This is a genomic window from Streptomyces sp. NBC_01384, assembly GCF_045040035.1.
Taxonomy (GTDB): Bacteria; Actinomycetota; Actinomycetes; order Streptomycetales; family Streptomycetaceae; genus Streptomyces.
In genome coordinates, this window is the sequence record NZ_CP109560.1 from 379,164 (window position 1) to 395,786 (window position 16,623).

The 16,623-nt window shown below is 67.8% G+C and carries 14 protein-coding genes and 4 pseudogenes; 11 read left to right on the forward strand and 7 right to left on the reverse strand.

Features of this window, described 5'->3' with window-relative positions; all coding sequences use genetic code 11:
* Nucleotides 1-21: 21 nt before the first annotated feature.
* The 3 genes and pseudogenes from OG747_RS49240 (at nt 22) to OG747_RS49250 (ending at nt 1,807) form a co-directional block, all read left to right on the forward strand.
* Nucleotides 22-489: a DUF6194 family protein gene (locus OG747_RS49240; protein ID WP_331745037.1), complete on the forward strand. Its 468-nt coding sequence runs from the start codon at nt 22-24 to the stop codon at nt 487-489.
* 102 nt (nt 490-591) lie between these two features.
* Nucleotides 592-801, forward strand: a pseudogene (locus tag OG747_RS49245) (transposase); the annotation flags it as partial.
* A gap of 361 nt (nt 802-1,162) precedes the next feature.
* On the forward strand, nt 1,163-1,807 hold the full coding sequence (locus tag OG747_RS49250; RefSeq protein WP_331744326.1) for a dihydrofolate reductase family protein: 645 nt from the start codon (nt 1,163-1,165) through the stop codon (nt 1,805-1,807).
* Nucleotides 1,808-2,045: 238 nt separating this feature from the next.
* Here the strand turns inward: OG747_RS49250 and OG747_RS49255 are convergent, their stop codons facing one another.
* On the reverse strand, nt 2,046-2,297 hold the full coding sequence (locus OG747_RS49255) for an LPXTG cell wall anchor domain-containing protein (protein WP_331744324.1): 252 nt from the start codon (nt 2,295-2,297) through the stop codon (nt 2,046-2,048).
* An 11-nt stretch (nt 2,298-2,308) separates the two neighbouring features.
* Complete coding sequence (locus OG747_RS49260) at nt 2,309-3,265, reverse strand: alkylmercury lyase family protein (RefSeq protein WP_331744321.1); 957 nt, start codon at nt 3,263-3,265, stop codon at nt 2,309-2,311.
* A 75-nt stretch (nt 3,266-3,340) separates the two neighbouring features.
* Here OG747_RS49260 and OG747_RS49265 point away from each other — a divergent pair, with 75 nt between their 5' ends.
* Nucleotides 3,341-3,739 carry a MerR family DNA-binding protein gene (locus OG747_RS49265; RefSeq protein ID WP_331744319.1) on the forward strand — a complete coding sequence of 133 codons (399 nt, stop codon included), beginning with the start codon at nt 3,341-3,343 and terminating at the stop codon, nt 3,737-3,739.
* A gap of 260 nt (nt 3,740-3,999) precedes the next feature.
* Here the strand turns inward: OG747_RS49265 and OG747_RS49270 are convergent, their stop codons facing one another.
* Both OG747_RS49270 and OG747_RS49275 read right to left on the reverse strand, forming a co-directional pair.
* The gene (locus OG747_RS49270) at nt 4,000-4,404 is read right to left on the reverse strand and encodes a hypothetical protein (RefSeq protein WP_331744316.1); all 405 of its coding nucleotides are present in this window, start codon (nt 4,402-4,404) and stop codon (nt 4,000-4,002) included.
* 41 nt (nt 4,405-4,445) lie between these two features.
* Nucleotides 4,446-4,871 (reverse strand): DUF4259 domain-containing protein, encoded by a 426-nt coding sequence (locus OG747_RS49275; protein ID WP_331744312.1) that lies wholly within the window; start codon nt 4,869-4,871, stop codon nt 4,446-4,448.
* A gap of 311 nt (nt 4,872-5,182) precedes the next feature.
* Between OG747_RS49275 and OG747_RS49280 the strand changes: the two genes are divergently transcribed.
* Nucleotides 5,183-6,289: a hypothetical protein gene (locus OG747_RS49280; RefSeq protein ID WP_331744308.1), complete on the forward strand. Its 1,107-nt coding sequence runs from the start codon at nt 5,183-5,185 to the stop codon at nt 6,287-6,289.
* A gap of 111 nt (nt 6,290-6,400) precedes the next feature.
* Here the strand turns inward: OG747_RS49280 and OG747_RS49285 are convergent, their stop codons facing one another.
* Entirely contained in the window at nt 6,401-7,795 is a 1,395-nt protein-coding gene (locus OG747_RS49285) for a Mucin-2 (protein WP_331744305.1), read from the reverse strand.
* 297 nt (nt 7,796-8,092) lie between these two features.
* Between OG747_RS49285 and OG747_RS49290 the strand changes: the two are divergent.
* Nucleotides 8,093-8,194: pseudogene (locus OG747_RS49290) on the forward strand (LexA family protein); the annotation flags it as partial.
* 123 nt (nt 8,195-8,317) lie between these two features.
* Here the strand turns inward: OG747_RS49290 and OG747_RS49295 are convergent.
* Nucleotides 8,318-8,512: pseudogene (locus OG747_RS49295) on the reverse strand (MFS transporter); the annotation flags it as partial.
* Nucleotides 8,512-8,871, reverse strand: a pseudogene (locus OG747_RS49300) (transposase); the annotation flags it as partial. The pseudogenes OG747_RS49300 and OG747_RS49295, both read right to left, overlap by 1 nt.
* A gap of 178 nt (nt 8,872-9,049) precedes the next feature.
* Between OG747_RS49300 and OG747_RS49305 the strand changes: the two are divergent.
* The 5 genes from OG747_RS49305 to OG747_RS49325 all read left to right on the forward strand — a co-directional run bounded on the left by OG747_RS49305 (nt 9,050) and on the right by OG747_RS49325 (nt 15,867).
* Complete coding sequence (locus OG747_RS49305) at nt 9,050-9,469, forward strand: ribonuclease domain-containing protein (protein WP_331744303.1); 420 nt, start codon at nt 9,050-9,052, stop codon at nt 9,467-9,469.
* A gap of 1,012 nt (nt 9,470-10,481) precedes the next feature.
* Complete coding sequence (locus OG747_RS49310) at nt 10,482-12,182, forward strand: carbohydrate binding domain-containing protein (protein WP_331744298.1); 1,701 nt, start codon at nt 10,482-10,484, stop codon at nt 12,180-12,182.
* Nucleotides 12,183-12,731: 549 nt separating this feature from the next.
* The gene (locus OG747_RS49315) at nt 12,732-14,183 is read left to right on the forward strand and encodes an amidase (protein ID WP_331744296.1); all 1,452 of its coding nucleotides are present in this window, start codon (nt 12,732-12,734) and stop codon (nt 14,181-14,183) included.
* Between the two features lie 456 nt (nt 14,184-14,639).
* Nucleotides 14,640-15,473 (forward strand): PIG-L family deacetylase, encoded by an 834-nt coding sequence (locus OG747_RS49320; RefSeq protein ID WP_331742995.1) that lies wholly within the window; start codon nt 14,640-14,642, stop codon nt 15,471-15,473.
* 67 nt (nt 15,474-15,540) lie between these two features.
* Nucleotides 15,541-15,867, forward strand: a complete 327-nt coding sequence (locus OG747_RS49325; RefSeq protein WP_405886539.1) for a transposase — start codon at nt 15,541-15,543, stop codon at nt 15,865-15,867.
* Nucleotides 15,868-16,623: the final 756 nt, after the last annotated feature.

Here is a 16,623-nt window from a genome sequence, read left to right on the forward strand (position 1 = left end):
GGTAATGCTTGAACCATGGATATGGAACAGATCATCGCGACCGTGCGAGGACTCGACGGCGCGCTCGTGCTTATCCCGGAACCGGGAGGCGACTTCCCCGAACTCGCCTGGGGGGACGCGTTCTTCTACTACGCCCCCGACGGCCAGATGCCCAAGAACGTTCAGCCCTACGGGACGATCGTCACCAAGAACTACCCCGACGACGCCGCTTCCGACCTCGACCCTCCGGGCCGCTGGCGCGTGAACGTCCACGTCGACCGTGCGATGTTCCAGGAGCTCACTGGAGAGGAGCCACGCAGCATCAGCCGTCCTCGCGAGTACGCAGCTGCCGACACTGTGATGCCGCATCCGGTATACGGCGCGCTCGGCTGGATCTCCGTCGTCAATCCCGGTGAGAGGACAACGGACACGGTGGTGCAGCTACTGCGCAGCGCTCACGAGGTTGCTCGTGCGCGGTTCGCGCGGCGACACGAACCAGGACCTGCCTGATGCAGCATTGGCGCCACAGGTGTTGCACACGATACTGTCGATCACACCGGCGCTGAGCTGCACAAAGTGATCTCGACTCGCCTCGCGCCACACGGTTACCCTCAGAGAAGGCGGCTGACCGGCGTCGATGAGATGGTGCTCTCGCTGTCGGCCCGCGGCCTGACCCACGGGGAGATCTCCGCCCATCTCGCGGAGGTCTACGGCGCCGAAGTCTCCAGGACGACCATCTCCACGATCACGGACAAGGTGATCGACGGCATGAACGAATGGCAGAACCGGCCCCTCGACTCGGTCTGCCCGGTCCTGTTCATCGTCCACGTTGAGGACAAGCGAGGCTCAGCGGACCCAGCGTGAGTATCTACGCTTCACCGTCTGTGGTCGCCGGGGGCGTATCGGCTCCAGGTTCCGCCGGCCTCGGTGACCAGGCGGGTGGCGGTCTTGTCGTGGTACCTGAGGGCCTTCGCGATGACGGGGGCTGGGGCCTGGAGGACGAGCTGGCGGATCGGCGGAAGTCCTGCCGCACTACGGAGGGACGGCAATCTCGCGTAGGTGGGTCTGGATACGCCTTGGGAAAAAGTTGCGGGCCGCTGTCGATCCGGCCACGTCCCGTTCGACGTCATGATGTGCGGCGCCTCGCCACACGAGGACGCGACAGGACCTGACGAGGAAACACGTGGATCAACTGCTGAGAGTCATGAACTTCAACGTCTCGAGTGACGGAATCGGTGCCGGTGAGTACCAGAGTCTCGAGCGGCCGTTCGGCCTCGACCATCCCGAGAGGCTGTTCGCCTGGGCCGGAGCCACGGCGAGCTGGCCCATGCGCACGGATCCCGGGGGGAGCCGGGGCCTCGACGACTACTTCACGCGAGACTTCGCACGCAACATCGGCGCCGAGATCATGGGCCGTAACAAGTTCGGGCCCCAGCGCGGGCCCTGGCAGGACCATGAGTGGCGCGGCTGGTGGGGTGAGGAGCCCCCGTTCCGCACGCCGGTGTTCGTCATGACCCACCACACGCGTCCGTCGTTCACGCTCTCCGACACCACGTTCCACTTCGTCGACGGCGACCCGGCCACGGTCCTCGAACGGGCGCGGGAAGCGGCGCAGGGCAAGGACGTCCGACTCGGCGGCGGGGTCACCACCATCCGGCAGTTCCTCGATGCCGACCTCGTCGACACCATGCATGTGGCGGTCTCGCCGGTAAAGCTCGGGTCCGGACTGCGACTCTGGGAGTCCCCCGATGAACTGCTCGACCGGTTCCATCTGGAGGTCGCGCCCAGCTCGAGTGGTGTGACGCACCACCTGTTCTGGCGAAGGTGACGTGAGTGGCTGTGTCAGTTTCTGAGGGAGTCGTTTCGTCGTGACTTCGGGAGTCGTTTCTCGGGGAGCGGCGTGATCAATGTCAGTGACTTTTCGACAGCGGTTGTTCATCACTTTGGGAGGCACCCCGCGGTCGGCGTGTTCGATGTTCACGAGAATCGACAGCACCTGGGCCGGGCCCGCGGGGAGGACGAACGGCCAGTAGCGGCGCCGGTGAGCCGGGGCCCGAGCATCCTGATCATTGAGGGGGACGCGGTGGGTGGCAGGACCGTCGGCGGCGCCGTAGCCACCATGCTGCTGCCCCGGCGGTCAACAGCGCGGCGATGGTGATCGCCCACCAGTTGCCGAGCCAGGCGGCGAGTGCGCCCGAGGCTACGGCGACGATCAGAGCGGGACCCGCACAGCAGACGACGGCTGCGGCGGCGACGGCCGCGAGCAGGGCAGCCGTGCCTCTCGGGGTGGTCGGGTCGCGGCGTTGGGGCGGGTTCATGGCGGGCCGGCTTACCGTGCGGGTCCGACGAGCAGCGGGCCGAAGATGTCCGCGCCGAGGCGCTCGGCCTCGGCCTGGTCCAAGACGGCGCCGCTGATGTCTGCGTTCTTCCCAGTCCACTGCTCGGCGGTGGCACGGTCGGTGAAGAAGCGCAGGTAGCCGCAGCACACGGCGGCGGCCGGGCCGGTGCCGGGGCGGGCGCCGTAGTAGACCATCGTGGTGGCCGGCTCCCAGGTGGCTGTCCCGTCGGCGAACTCCACACGGATGGGCTCGCCGGTGACCGGGTCGGTCGAGATGATGACGGCGTCGGCGCCCAGCATGACCGGGATGCCGAGCGCGTCGATCGCGCACATCGACCACACCGTCGGCCCGTCGGCGATCTGCACAACGTGCTCGGTGGCAGTGGCGGAGAACGGGTACGCAGCCTGGATCCTGCCGGTGTCGTCCAGGGTGAGGAAGTCCTCGGCGGCCAGTTCTGCGAGCACCTGGGCGGCCGGTACGGCGAAGGGCTCGGCCGCCGCCTCCAGCTCGGACTGCTCGGGCGGGGCACCGGTGGCGGCGAAGGAGCGCAGGACAGCCCGTTGCACTGCCCGCAGGCCCCGCTCGGCCGGGGCGAGGCGGCCCCGCCCGGCTCGGCCGGCCGCCCGGTCCGCCTCGGCAGTACCGGCGGCGGTGCCGAGGACCTGCCGCAGTTCCTCGACGGACGGGGCTCCGCCGATCCGGCCGCCCGCGCCGCGGTAGAGGCGGCAGGACACGCTGGCCGCAGTACCAGGGGCGGCGAACAGGTCGCGGCCGTCGACCAGCAACGTCGGCGATCCGTGCATGCCCCGGCGTTCGGCCTCCGCTTGGTCGTCGACTACGTGCTCTGTCAGCTCAACGTCGGTACGGCCGGCCACGGCGAGCCCCAGCCGCTCCCTGAGCACCGGGCCGTTCGGGCAGTCCGGGACGATCAGCATCTCCACGCGCATCAGCGGCACCTCCAGGTCACGCGGCCCACGGTAGACCTTCCACTGCACTGGAAGGTCAAGGGCTACGGTGGAGGTATGCGCATCGGAGCCCTCGCCGCCACCACCGGCACCACCACCAAGACCCTGCGCTTCTACGAACAGGCCGGGCTGCTGGCGGACCCGCCCCGCACCGCGGGCGGCTACCGCGACTACCCGGCCCACGTCCCGGCCCGGGTGGGCTTCATCCGCTCCGCCCAGGCGGCCGGCCTCCGCCTCGCCGAGATCCGCGACGTCCTGGCGATCCGCGATGACGGCCTCCCGCCCTGCGCTCACGTCACCGAGCTCCTCGATCGGCACCTCGCCGACGTCGAGCACCGGATCGCCGAACTGGAGGCGACCCGCGCCGTGCTGCGCGAGCTGACCCACTCCGCCTCCGCAACCGACCCCGCCACCTGCACCGAGGGTGACATCTGCCGCATCCTCACTGCCGACTGAGCAGAACCGCTGCCTGCTGGTGCTGTCCGAACCCGTGAACATTTCGAATCCCGACGCGCCGGCAGCTGCCTCCCAAACTCATGGCCAGGTGCCGTCCGTTCTCAGATCAGCCGTGATCGGCCCGTCACTGAGCCACAGGGGCTGTACGTCTCCGTCGCCTTCATCGGATGTGATCATCCGACCGGACGGGAGCAGGCCCTCAAGGATCGATCGGGCTTCAGGGTGCATGGGGCGCATGCCAGTGCCGCGATCGCGAGGCATCACTGAGCGGGTCCGAACACTCGATCGCGGAACTGCTGGAAGGCGTGCCAGCCTGATAGTTGCCCCGGAGTGATCAGGTCCCCTTCCACGCAGTCGAGCACCTTGCACCGCAGCGCCTCGGCAAGACGGAAGACGGGTGCCAGCACGTCGTCGCCGGAGCCCCGGATGTGAAGCATGATCGAGTCCACCGGGTCTTCTGAGCCGATGTTGAGTTCGATGGACCAAGTGGGGCCGGAAAGTTCACCCCATGTGGGGTCCGAGAGATCAACTTCGGGAACGGCCTGGGTGACAGCCGCGAGCACGTCGTATTGCCGGCCCAACGGGGCCGGAGTGCAGTCGGCGGGAAGCTCGTGCATCGAGGTGACGTCGTCGGGCAGGCGGAGGAGGAGCACGTCCCAGCTCATGGTGGCCTTTCAGGTAGGACTCGAGAAGCGGTTGCGGTGGGTCAGATCAGGCTGGGCTGTTCTCCGGGAGGCTGTGGCAGGAGCACGTTCTGCAACTGGCGGATGTTCGCACGCCAGGGGCCGCCATCCGACTCGGCCCATAGCTCCATCAGCTCGGACGGCTCGGTCAGGACCCGGTCGAGGGCACGGAGGGCGAGATCGCGCAGGCCGGTGAGATCAGGAAGGGGCTCTTTCGGCCCATAAACGGGATCGGCAGGCTCACCTCCGGGACATTGCGCCGCAACGAGGGCGGCCGCGACCACGCCCACATCCGATTCGGACGCTTCGAGGTAGTCCGCAGTGTCGATCACACGTGTGAGAGCGCCGCGAACGATGCCCTCGCGTTCGCCTGCGGCTGCCTCGTCAAGGTCGCCGCAGAAGTCCGCTGCGGTGTCGTTGTCGAAGGGGCCGACGTCCCAAGTGCCCATAGTCTCTCCCGATCATGGTGCTGACCGAGGAATCCTGACAGAGGCCACTGACAGCGGCCGCGAGGTCCAGACCAGGATGAAGCACGCCTGGGTTCGAGAACGACTTTCAGGCATCGCCGGCCCTGGACTTGGGCGACAGCCGGTACCCGTTCGCGCTGGACCTGATGCTCCACGCCGTGGCGGCGTTCCGGCGTCGGCGTACACGCCAATTTCACATGTACGCCGACATCCGGCCCCGCGGCGGACGAAAAACACGTTGGCTGGCCGCGGCCGAGCTGCGACGATGCCCGTGTTTCCCCAGCGGAGGACATTTGTTCGTTTTCGTGTGTGCGGGGTGCGGCGCCAGGCTGACCACCCCGCTGTCCCAGGTCGCCCTGCCGGTTCACGCCCATCAGAAGTATGGGAATGGTATTCAGCTACCGGTACTCATGGAGCCGGGCACGTTCGCCGTGGACCCGGAGACCTGGGGGCCGCCGTGGCGAACGTGGGAGGAGACCGATCCGAACGAGGCGGCGGCTCGAGGCATTTATGCGCCGGTCTACGCCCTGTCAGACGGCGCGCCCGGCGCGATCGTCATCACACCCGGAGATACCCGCTGCACCGTGCTGATCCCGGAGGAGGGCGGCGGCTATTGCTGCGGCCTCGACGGGGCCGATGGCCCCAACATGGCCTGCGAGACGTGTGGCCTGCCCGTGGCGAGCCGGATCGACGACTGCTCGCTCTGGCAGGCGGTATGGCTCGCCCCAAACGCTGTGCGCCGCCGCCTCGTCGACAACGCTGACGCCGCACCGCTCTCCTGGGCGGAGCTGACGGCGGAGGGAAAGGGCACGCCACCGTTCGAGCCGATCGCCACGTGGGGATCACGGCTGGGGTCGAAGCACTGGTGGTCCTGGAGTCCGCAGTGGGAGGCGGCAGCCGGCCGGGCACTCGCCCACCTGCTGGCAGCCTCAGAAGGCCGGCCGGTGACCGTCCCGGACGGCCTGATCGCGGAAGTGTTCCAACGCGCCCTCGACGCCCTGCTGCCCGCGGCTCCGCCAGCGCGGCGCGCCGTCCTGGCCGGACCGGGACGGCCCGCCCCCGACACGGACGCCGACATCCTCCTCGTGCCGGCCCATCCGCAGACGGGGGAGACCTGGACCCCGGCCGGCCCGGCCGCATCGGCCTACTTGGTGCCGCTGCCGTTCGGGGTGTGGCTGTGGCTGGCCTCCCCCGAGCCGTACCTGCCCGTCCCCGCGGCGGGCGGCATGCCCGAGGGCGTCCTCCGCGACGACCCGCCCGCGCCACGCCCCCGTCACCTGTTCCGGGCCGACCCGGGAGTGTTCCAGCACACCCTGGTCCGGCTACCAGCCGTCCGCAGCCCGTGGCTGCGCGAGATCCTCGAGAACCTCACGCAGCACATGCGCGCCCGCCTCTTCTAGCCATCTGGCAGAAGGCACCGACACCCGATCTCCGGCCTATCCGGTGACCGTGCTGCTGCAGGTGCAGATCGGCCGCAAGCGCCTCACCCGCGTCGCTCCAGGTGCCCGCCGTCATGCGGGCACCCCGGCCTCGTCCATGACCACGGCCATCTCACCTGGGGGAAGGGCCGGGTTGGCACCCGCGCTGGAGGCCAACTCGGGCAGGGCGAGGGCCTCGAGGAGCCGGGGGTGCGGCAGGCGCGGGTCGCGGGCCGCCGCCTGACGCGTCCAGACGTCCGGGTCGTGGCTGAGCCGCTCGATCAGGTCGGGGCCGGCGGCGGGGTCGCGGACTGCCAGCTGTCGGTATTTCCCGTCCGGATGGTCCGCGAAGCGGGCGGCGAGCCCCTTGCGGGGGAAGCGGGGGTGGCCGGTCGCCATCCAAGCGGAGAACGTCCCGCCGAGCCGTGCGTACACGCTCATCAGGACCTCCTCCGGGGTGTCGGGGTGATGCACGGCCAGGTGGGTGCGCACGACGACATCCGTGTCCGCGGCCAGAAGCCGCAGGAGATCAGGCGGCAGATGGGGGCTGCGGGCCGCGGCGCGGCGCAGCAGAGGATGGGCGGAAGTCGCGGCCCGGTGCAGCACGCCCTGATCAGCGATGCCAGCCGCCACCCAGTCCACGTCACCCCGTGCGTGCAGGGCCACTGTGAAGTCGATCGCCGCGCGTTGGGCTTCGGTCAGCTCGGGCCGGAGGGAGACGGCGAACCGCACCCTGTCGTCGGGGTCGACGGCGAGACGGTCTACGAGGTCGGCCGGCAGGGACGGATTGCCGGCGAGTTCGACCAGGTGGACGCCCTCGGCGAGGAACCGCTCGGCGTCCGCGCGATTGAGAACCCCCTGGCTCAGCGCCTCAGGCAGGGCGGCGGGGTCGCGGAGCAGCGCCGCCGTGAGCCGTGCGTCGTGAGGACATGCGCACAGCGCGGCAGACCGCCGTACCTCGGGGTCGGGGTCGTCGAGCAGCGTGGTACGCCCGTCCGGCGTCAATTCGTCCCAGACGCGCAAGGCGGCATGTCGTGCGGCTGGCTCAGGATGTCGGACCAGGGAGGCGAGGAAGGACGGCGCCAAGTGGCGCGAGTGCAACAGCGCGCTCCGCACGGAAGTTTCGGGATCTTCTAGGAGACGCCCACACACGGCGTCCGGCAGCGGACGGACCTTCGTCCGGTGATCGTGGGTCCACTCGGGTCCGTTTGCGACGGCGGCCCGCACCTTGGGCGAGGGGTCGTCCGCGAGCCGGGCCCGCTGCTCGGCATCCGCCTGGCCGCTCATCGCGAACTGGACTCGCGCGTCCAGGACCGAGTGGGTGAGGACAGCCGCCACGGCCGGCTCGGGCAGCCCCGGCCGGTGGAGGGCTTGGAAGGGAGGGCCGTGGCCCTCGCCGTCGAAGGCGATCAGTCGCAGCAGCAGCGGTGTGGGAAGGGCCGGGTTGGCGGCGACTCCGTCCAGCGCGGAGGAGTAGAAAGCGACCATGTCTCAGCTCCCCCACCCGTCGCTTCGCACGCAGCCCTTTCGGACGCCTACGCGGCGTCGACCTCGCGGGGCAACGGCCGTCATCCTGCCACGGACCAGGCTGCCCCCGCACGTGATCACCGAGAGCCACACCACGTCAGGTAGATGTCTTCACCGCACGCCAGACCGACGATGCGGCCAACGGAAGAACCTTGCCCAGGACAGGCGAGCGAACCCACGCCAGACTCAACGCGATAGGGCAGAATTGCCGCCGGTTCCCAGGCAGAGTCCTCCGAGATTCGGCGAACTCGTCGGTTTCAAGTCTCCGGCGACTCCATGATCGATGCGGCGATCTGCGACGGCGACATCGTGACTGTGAGGCGGCAGGACAGCGCCGACCACGGCGACATCGTCGCTTCTAGCGGGGTCAACCGTCGTACAGCGTGATCCGCCGAGGATCGGTGCAGCTCAGCTGCAGTGCAGAGGACGCTACCGCGCGCAACAGGTGTGGCGCTATCGCTCGATTGGGTTGGAAGCGCACCATCACGTCGCTACATTCGCACTGCCTTGTGAGGCGTCTTCCTTGGAATGCGGCTTCAGGACGTCCCGCCCGCGCGTACGGTCTATCTCGCGCCATTCCGGCCGCAGTCCAGCCAGATTCGTGGTGAGGAAGTACGCGGCGCCGCAGGCGAGCAGCACCGGCACGAGTCCGACAGCGGTCACCGCCGCCCCGGCGAGCGCTGCCGCTTCCTGACGATCTGCGGCTCGAAGCTGCCCGCCCGGTCCCGGGGGACCTCGATCTCAACCGGCCCGACCTCGGTCACCACGGTCTTCGAACGAGTGCCGTTGCGGGTGTTGCCGTCGGCGGCCCTCTCATGCTTCTCGTGGCCGAGATGATCGGTGATCTCACCCTCGAGAGCGGACTCCAAGAGCCTCTTCGTCAGCTGCTGCAGCAGCCCGCCCTCACCGGTCAACTTCATCCCGCCAGCCTTCGCGCGGTCCACCAGCTGACCGATCAACTGGTCATCCAGCGCATCCGGCGCCCCGGCGGGCTTCACTTCCTCGACGGCCTCAGCCGAGACGATCACGTCTGTCATCAGGTGTCACTTCCTGTTCGAAGATCCACCGTTGACCGTACAGACCCTTCGCGGGCGTAAAGCATAATGTGCCTGCACCGCAAGGCAATTGCCCCTCCCCCGCAACCGGTGATACACCCGGTTGTCGCGTAAAGCCATCAGAGTGTCATGTCCATGTTCGCTTTACTTGGAGGGTTCCTTGCTGACTCTGCGACGTCCCCAGCTGTCCTGGGCCAAGCGGTTCGCGGTGCTGATCGCCGCCATCGCGTCCGTGCTCAGTGCGTCCGTAGTCAACAGCCCTGCCGCGAATGCGGCGGTCTACAGCTCCTGCAGCATCGACGGATGCTCCGACGCGGCCTCGGCCAGCTCGACCTGGTCCGACCTCGGCTCCCCGACCACTCGGGGCTGGTACGACTGGCCGGACGGCCAGTGCAGCTACGCGGGCGGCGAGTTCTACAACAACGACGGGCAGTTGCCTTCCGGTGACACCTTCTACGAGTACGACGTCTACCCGCGCGCCTGCGGCAACCATCGGGACGCCTACCGGATCGTAGTCGACTCCAACACCGGCGTGGTCTGGTATTCGCCCAACCACTACACCGACTTCTACCAGCTCTGATAATCCAGCAGGACTTCAACGACCGGCCTGCTCAGATGTGCGGGTGAGTGTAGTGGACTGATGTCCCATCAGGGGCGGTCCTCCTGGGACCGCCCCTCGATCATGTGCAGGCGGCCCCCTTCAAGGCCGGCACCCCGGGCACGGCCTGATCACGACATCGACGTCGAACATCCGCCCTTCCGGACCTGAGGACGGTTCTCCAGGCAAACCAGCAATCTCTGGACAGCGCCGCCCGCGAGCTGGCGAGTGCAATAGGCGAACTACCAGCGGCATCCGAACACTGCGCCCCGCTGATCGGCAACCGCGCCGAAGGCACGTAGACGGTGGCCGACCATGGCAGTAGCGGCTGACCGACGGACAAGACGGTGTTGTCGCCGTCCACGGCTGCCCCACGCCGAGCCGGCGTGGGGCCTGACGCAATGCCGCCGCAGACGGGTCGACATCCGGCATGCCCGGCGCGAGTTCGAGACCTTCTACACCTGGCATCGGCCGCACCAAGCCCTGGGGCAAGCCGCACCGCTCCGCCCCCTACGCGAACCGATCAGCGTGCCAGCGCAGATCAGGTACCTGGAGGTCCGCCGACGCGACCGACTCAGCCGAACCTTCATGAGCACCGATATGCCGCTTGACCAGGCCGGATGTTTTATCGGCACCCGCACTGCCGACGCGACCGACTCGGCGGAACCCTTCACGAGTACCAACATGCGGCCTGAGCTGCGCGGATGATTAATCGGCACCCGCAGATGCGCCCGCTCGGCCGGAACGCAGAAACCGAGGACTACAAGCGGCCTGGCGCGCAGACGATGGTGAACACCGCGGAGCGCGAGCTGTTCAACAGCCCGACCATCCTCGTCCCACGACGACGGCGGCAAGTTGAAACAACTCCGCCCTAGTTGGTCTAGTCCTCTTGACGTGGAGACGGGCCAGCTGTTTGGTATGTACCAACGTCAGGCCTGAGCGGCACCACCCCACCAGTCCACACCCAAGGGTTATCCCCGAAAGGGGTCATGACATGCACCTGGCAAGACTGGCCGCTTGTGCCTGCGCTCTCACGCTCACGACCGCCGGCGCGGTCCTCGCTTTGGCCCCCACCAGCAGCGCCGCGGCGAGCAGCGTCTATTCCGTAGCCCCTTACGTCGACATGTCGAACAGTCAGGAAGGCCTGCTTGACACCGCCATCACCGGACACCACCTGAAGGCCTACACCGCGGCCTTCGTCCTCGGCGAAGGCTGCAACCAGATCTGGGGCGACACCCTCCCCGTCGGCAACGACTCCTACACCGACCCCGAGATCGCCAAAGCGAAGTCCGAGGGCGCCTCCGTCATCATCTCGTCCGGCGGCGCGAGCGGCGAGCCGCTCGCCTGGACCTGCTCCGCCCAGAGCAGCATCGACGCCGGATACCAGGCCATCATCAACGACTACGGCGTCACCCAGCTGGACTTTGACGTCGAAGGCGCCGCCGTCGCGGACACCGCAGCCGCCGCCCGTCAGATGCAGGCGATGAAGGACCTCAAGGCGTCCAACCCCGGCCTGCAGTTCTCCATGACCCTGCCGGTGCTGACGAGCGGTCTGACCAACGACGGCGTCAACATCCTCAAGGCCGCCAAGAGTGCAGGCATCAAGATCGACGTGGTCAACATCATGGCCATGGACTACTACGCGGGCACGGGCACCGAAATGGGCCAGGGCGCCGTTGCCGCCGCCAAGGCTACGCTGGCGCAGATGCAGTCCGTCGACTCCGGCTACACCTACGCCAACCTCGGGATCACCCCGATGATCGGCAAGAACGACGACGGTTCCACGTTCACCCTGGCGGATGCCCAGACGGTCGAGAACTTCGCCGCGCAGAACGGCGTCGGGCGCCTGGCGTTCTGGTCGGTCAACCGGGACCAGCCGTGCGGATCCAACGCGAACTCCCTGTCCACGTGCAGCGAGATCAGCCAGAACAGCCTCGCGTTCACGGACGCTTTCGTGCCCTACGAGGGTACCTCGGGCGGCGGCGCGACCAGCGACTTCTCGCTGTCCCTGTCCCCAGGCTCCACGTCGGTCGCCCAGGGCGGCTCCGCCACCGCGACCGTTTCCACGGCCGTCACCTCCGGCAGCGCAGAATCCGTCAGCCTCTCCGCCTCCGGCGCGCCTTCCGGGGTCAACGTCTCCTTCAGCCCCGCTTCCCTCACTTCGGGCGGCAACTCGACGCTGACGGCGACGGTCGGCTCGTCCGTCCCCGCGGGCACCTACCCGGTCACCGTCATCGGCACCGCCTCCAACGGCAGCCACAGCGCGACGTACACGCTCACCGTCACCACCACCAGCGGTGGCGGGGGCGGAGGGGGCTCGCTGACCAACGCCGGTTTCGAAACCGGCAGCCTCAGTCCCTGGACGTGCACGGGCGGCAGCACAGTGGTCTCCAGCCCGGTCCACACCGGCAGCCACGGCCTCCAGGTGACCCCAAGCTCCAACAGCACCGGTGAATGCGACCAGACCGTCGCCCTGTCCCCCAACCACAGCTACACGCTCACCGGCTGGGTCCAGGGTCCCTACGCCTACATCGGGGTCAGCGGCGGCGCCAGCGCCAGCACCTGGTCGACCGACACGAGCTGGAACCAGCTGTCGGTCACCTTCACCACCGGCAGCAGCGGAGCCGTCACCGTCTTCATCCACGGCTGGTACGGCCAAGCCGACGTCTACGCCGACGACTTCACGCTCAGCTGAATAGACGTTCCGTTCGCAGAAGGACAACGGCAACAGGGCCTCCCGGCACCGCTCGGTTCGACCCGCATTCCCGAGCCGCTGAGGGGCCCTGCTCCCACGATGCCGGGGTGGGGGAAGTTCAATACACGCTGACGATCGACCAGCGCTGCCACGCAGAATAGTTTTCGGGGAAACACCGCAGCCCGAGGCTCCTGACTGGTCGGCGAAGGGGGCGGGTCTGCGTCCTCACCGCAGTGACCTGTGCGAGAAGGCCCGCCGGGGCTGACCGCCGGATCTGTCAGGGGTCCGGGGTCGCTCGCCGGCCCCGGGCCCGCGCATGCTCACCTGAACCACACGACCGCCCTGCCCGCCCACGTACCCGAAAGACCTTGGAGACCCCGCACCGGACGGCCACCCGGCACACCGCGCTGCCCGCACCCCGAAAGATCACCCCGAACCCGTCCGAAGGCAGTGATCAGAATTCACGCGGTGAATCCAGGTTGAGGCATCCGCCCCGTTGTGCGAAGCGGCATTTCATGGCCTCTTCCAGAGGCCGATACGGTCGGATTCATGGAGTGGAATTTTCAGACGGCCGAAAAACTCGCGGCTGCCTTGCGTGCCGGTGAAGTGACCTCGGCGGAACTGACCGACGAGGCGATCGCCCGTATCGAGCGGGACGACAAGGCGATCAACGCGATCTGTGTGCCGGACTTCGACCGTGCACGGACCGCCGCGCGCGGTGCCGACCAGGCGCGCGCCCGCGGTGAGGACCGGCCGCTGCTCGGCATTCCGGTGACGGTCAAAGAGTCCTACAACATCGCCGGGCTGCCCACGACCTGGGGCATACCGCTACACCGGAACTACATGCCGGCCGAGGACGCGGTGCAGGTGTCGCGGCTCAAGGCCGCAGGCGCGGTGGTGCTCGGAAAGACCAATGTGCCCTTGGGGCTGCAAGATGTGCAGAGCTTCAACGAGATCTACGGCACCACCAATAACCCGTGGGATCACGGTCGCACGCCGGGTGGATCCTCCGGCGGATCAGCGGCGGCCCTGGCGTCCGGATTCGGCACGCTGTCCATCGGCTCCGACATCGCCGGTTCGTTGCGCACCCCCGCACATTTCTGCGGTGTCTACGCACACAAGCCGACACTCGGGCTGGCGGCAACCCGCGGTATGGTCCCGCCGCCCGCGCCGGCATTGCCGGCTGACCCTGACCTCGCCGTCGTCGGTCCGATGGCGCGCACTGCCCGCGACCTCACGCTCCTGCTCGAGGTCATGGCCGGACCGGACCCGCTGACGCTCGGTGTGGCGCACGACTTGACGCTGCCGCCCGCGCGCCACGAGCGGCTCTGCGACTTCCGGGTCTTGGTCCTCGACGAGCATCCGCTGATTCCGACCGGGTCCGCTGTGCGGGTGGGCGTGAACCGGGTGGCCGACGCGCTTGTCGACGGCGGTGCCCGCGTCGAGCGGCACAGTCCGCTGCTGCCCGATCTGGCCGAAGCCGCGATGCTCTACACGCAGTTGCTGTTTTCGAGCTCCGTTGCACGTTTTCCCGTCGAAGCGTACGAGCAGCTGCGGACCCGCGCCGCCGGACTGAGCGCAGACGAGCAGAGTCTCGATGCGGCGCGGCTGCGCGGCATGGTGTTCAGCCACCGCGACTGGATCGAGGCGAACAGCCGTCGCGAGCTCCACCGCCACGGCTGGCGGCAGCTCTTCGCCGAGTTCGACGCCGTGGTGTGTCCCATCACGCCCACTCCCGCGTTCCCGCACGACCACAACCCCGATCCGAGGGAACGCCGGATCGACATCGACGGCGTCGAGTACCCGTACTTCGACCAGCTCGTCTGGGCCGGTCTGGCCACCATGCCCGGCCTACCCGCCACCGCCATACCAGCGGGCCGGTCCCCCAAGGGTCTACCGGTGGGAGTGCAGCTCATCGGTCCGATGTTCGAGGACCGCACCCCGCTGCGGCTGGCCGAACTGCTCGAGCAGAAGATCGGCGGCTTCCAGGCACCGAAGTAGGGCGTACTACCTGGGTGGCCGTCGAGGGCGAGGTGCGGATCACGACGAGATCCTCCGAATGCGCGCAGTCGCTGCCCGGAACGCGCAGGTCAGCGGCGTGTGCTCTCGTCGGTGGCCTGGCGAACCACGGGGAAGGCCAACTGTAGGGTCTCAAATTTCGTGTCGGAATCTCACGGCTGGTGCCGGATGGAAGTCGGATCCGACGTGGCGCTGAGACGTGCAGGTCGCGCCTGTACCTCGTTCGCGTTGAAAACGCCGACGCCTGGGAGGTCAAGCGGCCGTGCCGGGAACAGCCGGTCCGGCCGGCACTGTTGCATCGGCCGAGGGACCGGCGCCGCACGGGCGGGGAATCCGGAGACCACAAGGTCGTCCGCCCCGACAGGTTCCGGGCCCTGGGATCGCGGTACGCCCGCCGCGCACTCGGACCAAGACGTATCTCTGCAGGAGGACTGTTTCATGACTGACCGGCCCTTGACGCTCATGGCAGTGCACGCCCACCCCGACGACGAGGCCACCGGAACCGGAGGGGTCCTCGCGCGGTACGCGGCGGAAGGCATCCGCACGGTTCTCGTGACGTGTACCGACGGCGGTTGCGGTGACGGACCGGGGGGTGTCAAGCCGGGCGATCCCGGGCACGATCCGGCGGCTGTCGCCTTGATGCGCCGTCAAGAACTTGAGGCGAGCTGCGACGTCCTGAAGGTCAGCGATCTGGAGATGCTGGACTATGCCGACTCCGGGATGACGGGCTGGCCGAGCAACGACGCCCCCGGATCCTTCTGGCAGACCCCAGTGCAGGAAGGCGCGGCCCGACTCGCGGAACTCATGCGGCACTACCGACCTGATGTGGTCGTCACCTACGACGAGAACGGCTTCTACGGCCACCCCGACCACATCCAGGCCCACCGCATCACGATGGCGGCGCTGGAGATGACCGCGCTGACACCGAAGGTGTACTGGACCACGATGCCCCGCTCGATGATGCAGCGATTCGGGGAAATCGTGCGCGAGTTTCATGAGGACATGCCGGAGCCGGATCCTGCCGAGGCCGCCGCGATGGCCGAGATCGGCCTCCCCGACGATGAGATCACCACGTGGGTGGACACCACCGCGTTCAGCGGTCAGAAGTTCGACGCGCTGGCCGCGCACGCCAGTCAGGGCGAGAACATCTTCTTCCTCAAGATGGGCAAGGAGAGGTTCGGCGAGTTGATGGGCATGGAGACCTTCGTACGCGTCAAGGACGCTACCGGCGCGGCCATACCCGAGAACGATCTCTTCGCCGGACTGCGCTGATCCGCCCGTCCCTCCCCTCATAGCGTGGAGTCCGTGATTGCAGGGGAAGTTGGGGTTTATGGGGTCCATGCAACGGACGTACACGCCTGAGTTTCGTGAGGGTGCTGTACGCATCGTGATCGAGACGGGCAGGTCGGTCCCGGAGGTCGCCGAGGAGCTCGGCGTGCACTCCGGCACACTGCACGGCTGGGTGTCGCGGTGGCGGCGCAACGGGTCGGCGTCGTCCGACCGGCCGGCCGAGCCCGCGCCGGGGGGACGGATGCGCGAGGCCGAGCGCGCCGAGCTGGAGCGGCTGCGGCGGGAGATGAACGAGAAGAACAAGCGGATACGCGAGCTGGAGATGGAGCGTGATGTCCTCAAGCGGTGCATGGGTGCGCCACGAAGTTCTGTGTGACCGAGTGGTGGTGCAAGACCGCCACCGCCGGGCCGTCGCAGCGGTCCGGTAGAAGCTGGGGGCAGTCTGACCTGGGGGACGCCGGGGAGGGCGGGAAGCAGCCCCGACAACGACGGGACGCGCCGGTACTGCCAGACGGTGTGGGTCCGGCAAGCGAGGCCAGAAGGTGTACGCGAGGAACCTGCGGTTAAAGCTCCGTAAGCGTTGTACCGGCTCCAACCTGGTGGATCTGGGCCGCTGCGCCACGAGGCGCTCTGTCATATTCCCGACGTAGTCGGGAGAAACTTGGAAGGACGTTTCTAGGTCCGATGCCTAACCTGGATCCGAAAGGAAAAGGGAAAAACAGCATGGCAGAAAATCAACGGTCGTGTCCAGGCGTATGGAGCGGCGCGTTGAGGGACCTGCGCGATACGGTGAAAGCTGAATTGCCTGAAGCTCAATCTCCAGAAGACGCAAGATCCCGTCCGCCGGAAAAACGCCTGAAACCGGCGCCGCGCCCTGTCTTAGTATCCCGGCCCTACCGAGACAACTTCCAGAGTGCGGAGCGATGTCCAGTGAGGGCATTCAAGGAGATGAATGAGTCACCTAAGTCGCGCTATTCCGTATGACAGAGACGAACGTGGGATCACCTAAGGGGTGCGAACCCTAAGGTGACAGAGTGCTCGTAGTAGTCGCAGGGGTAACGTCCTGCCAGGGAGGACGGGAAAGCCGTTCCACAGGGCCAAGGAGCACAGGTGATCGGATACCAAGAAACCG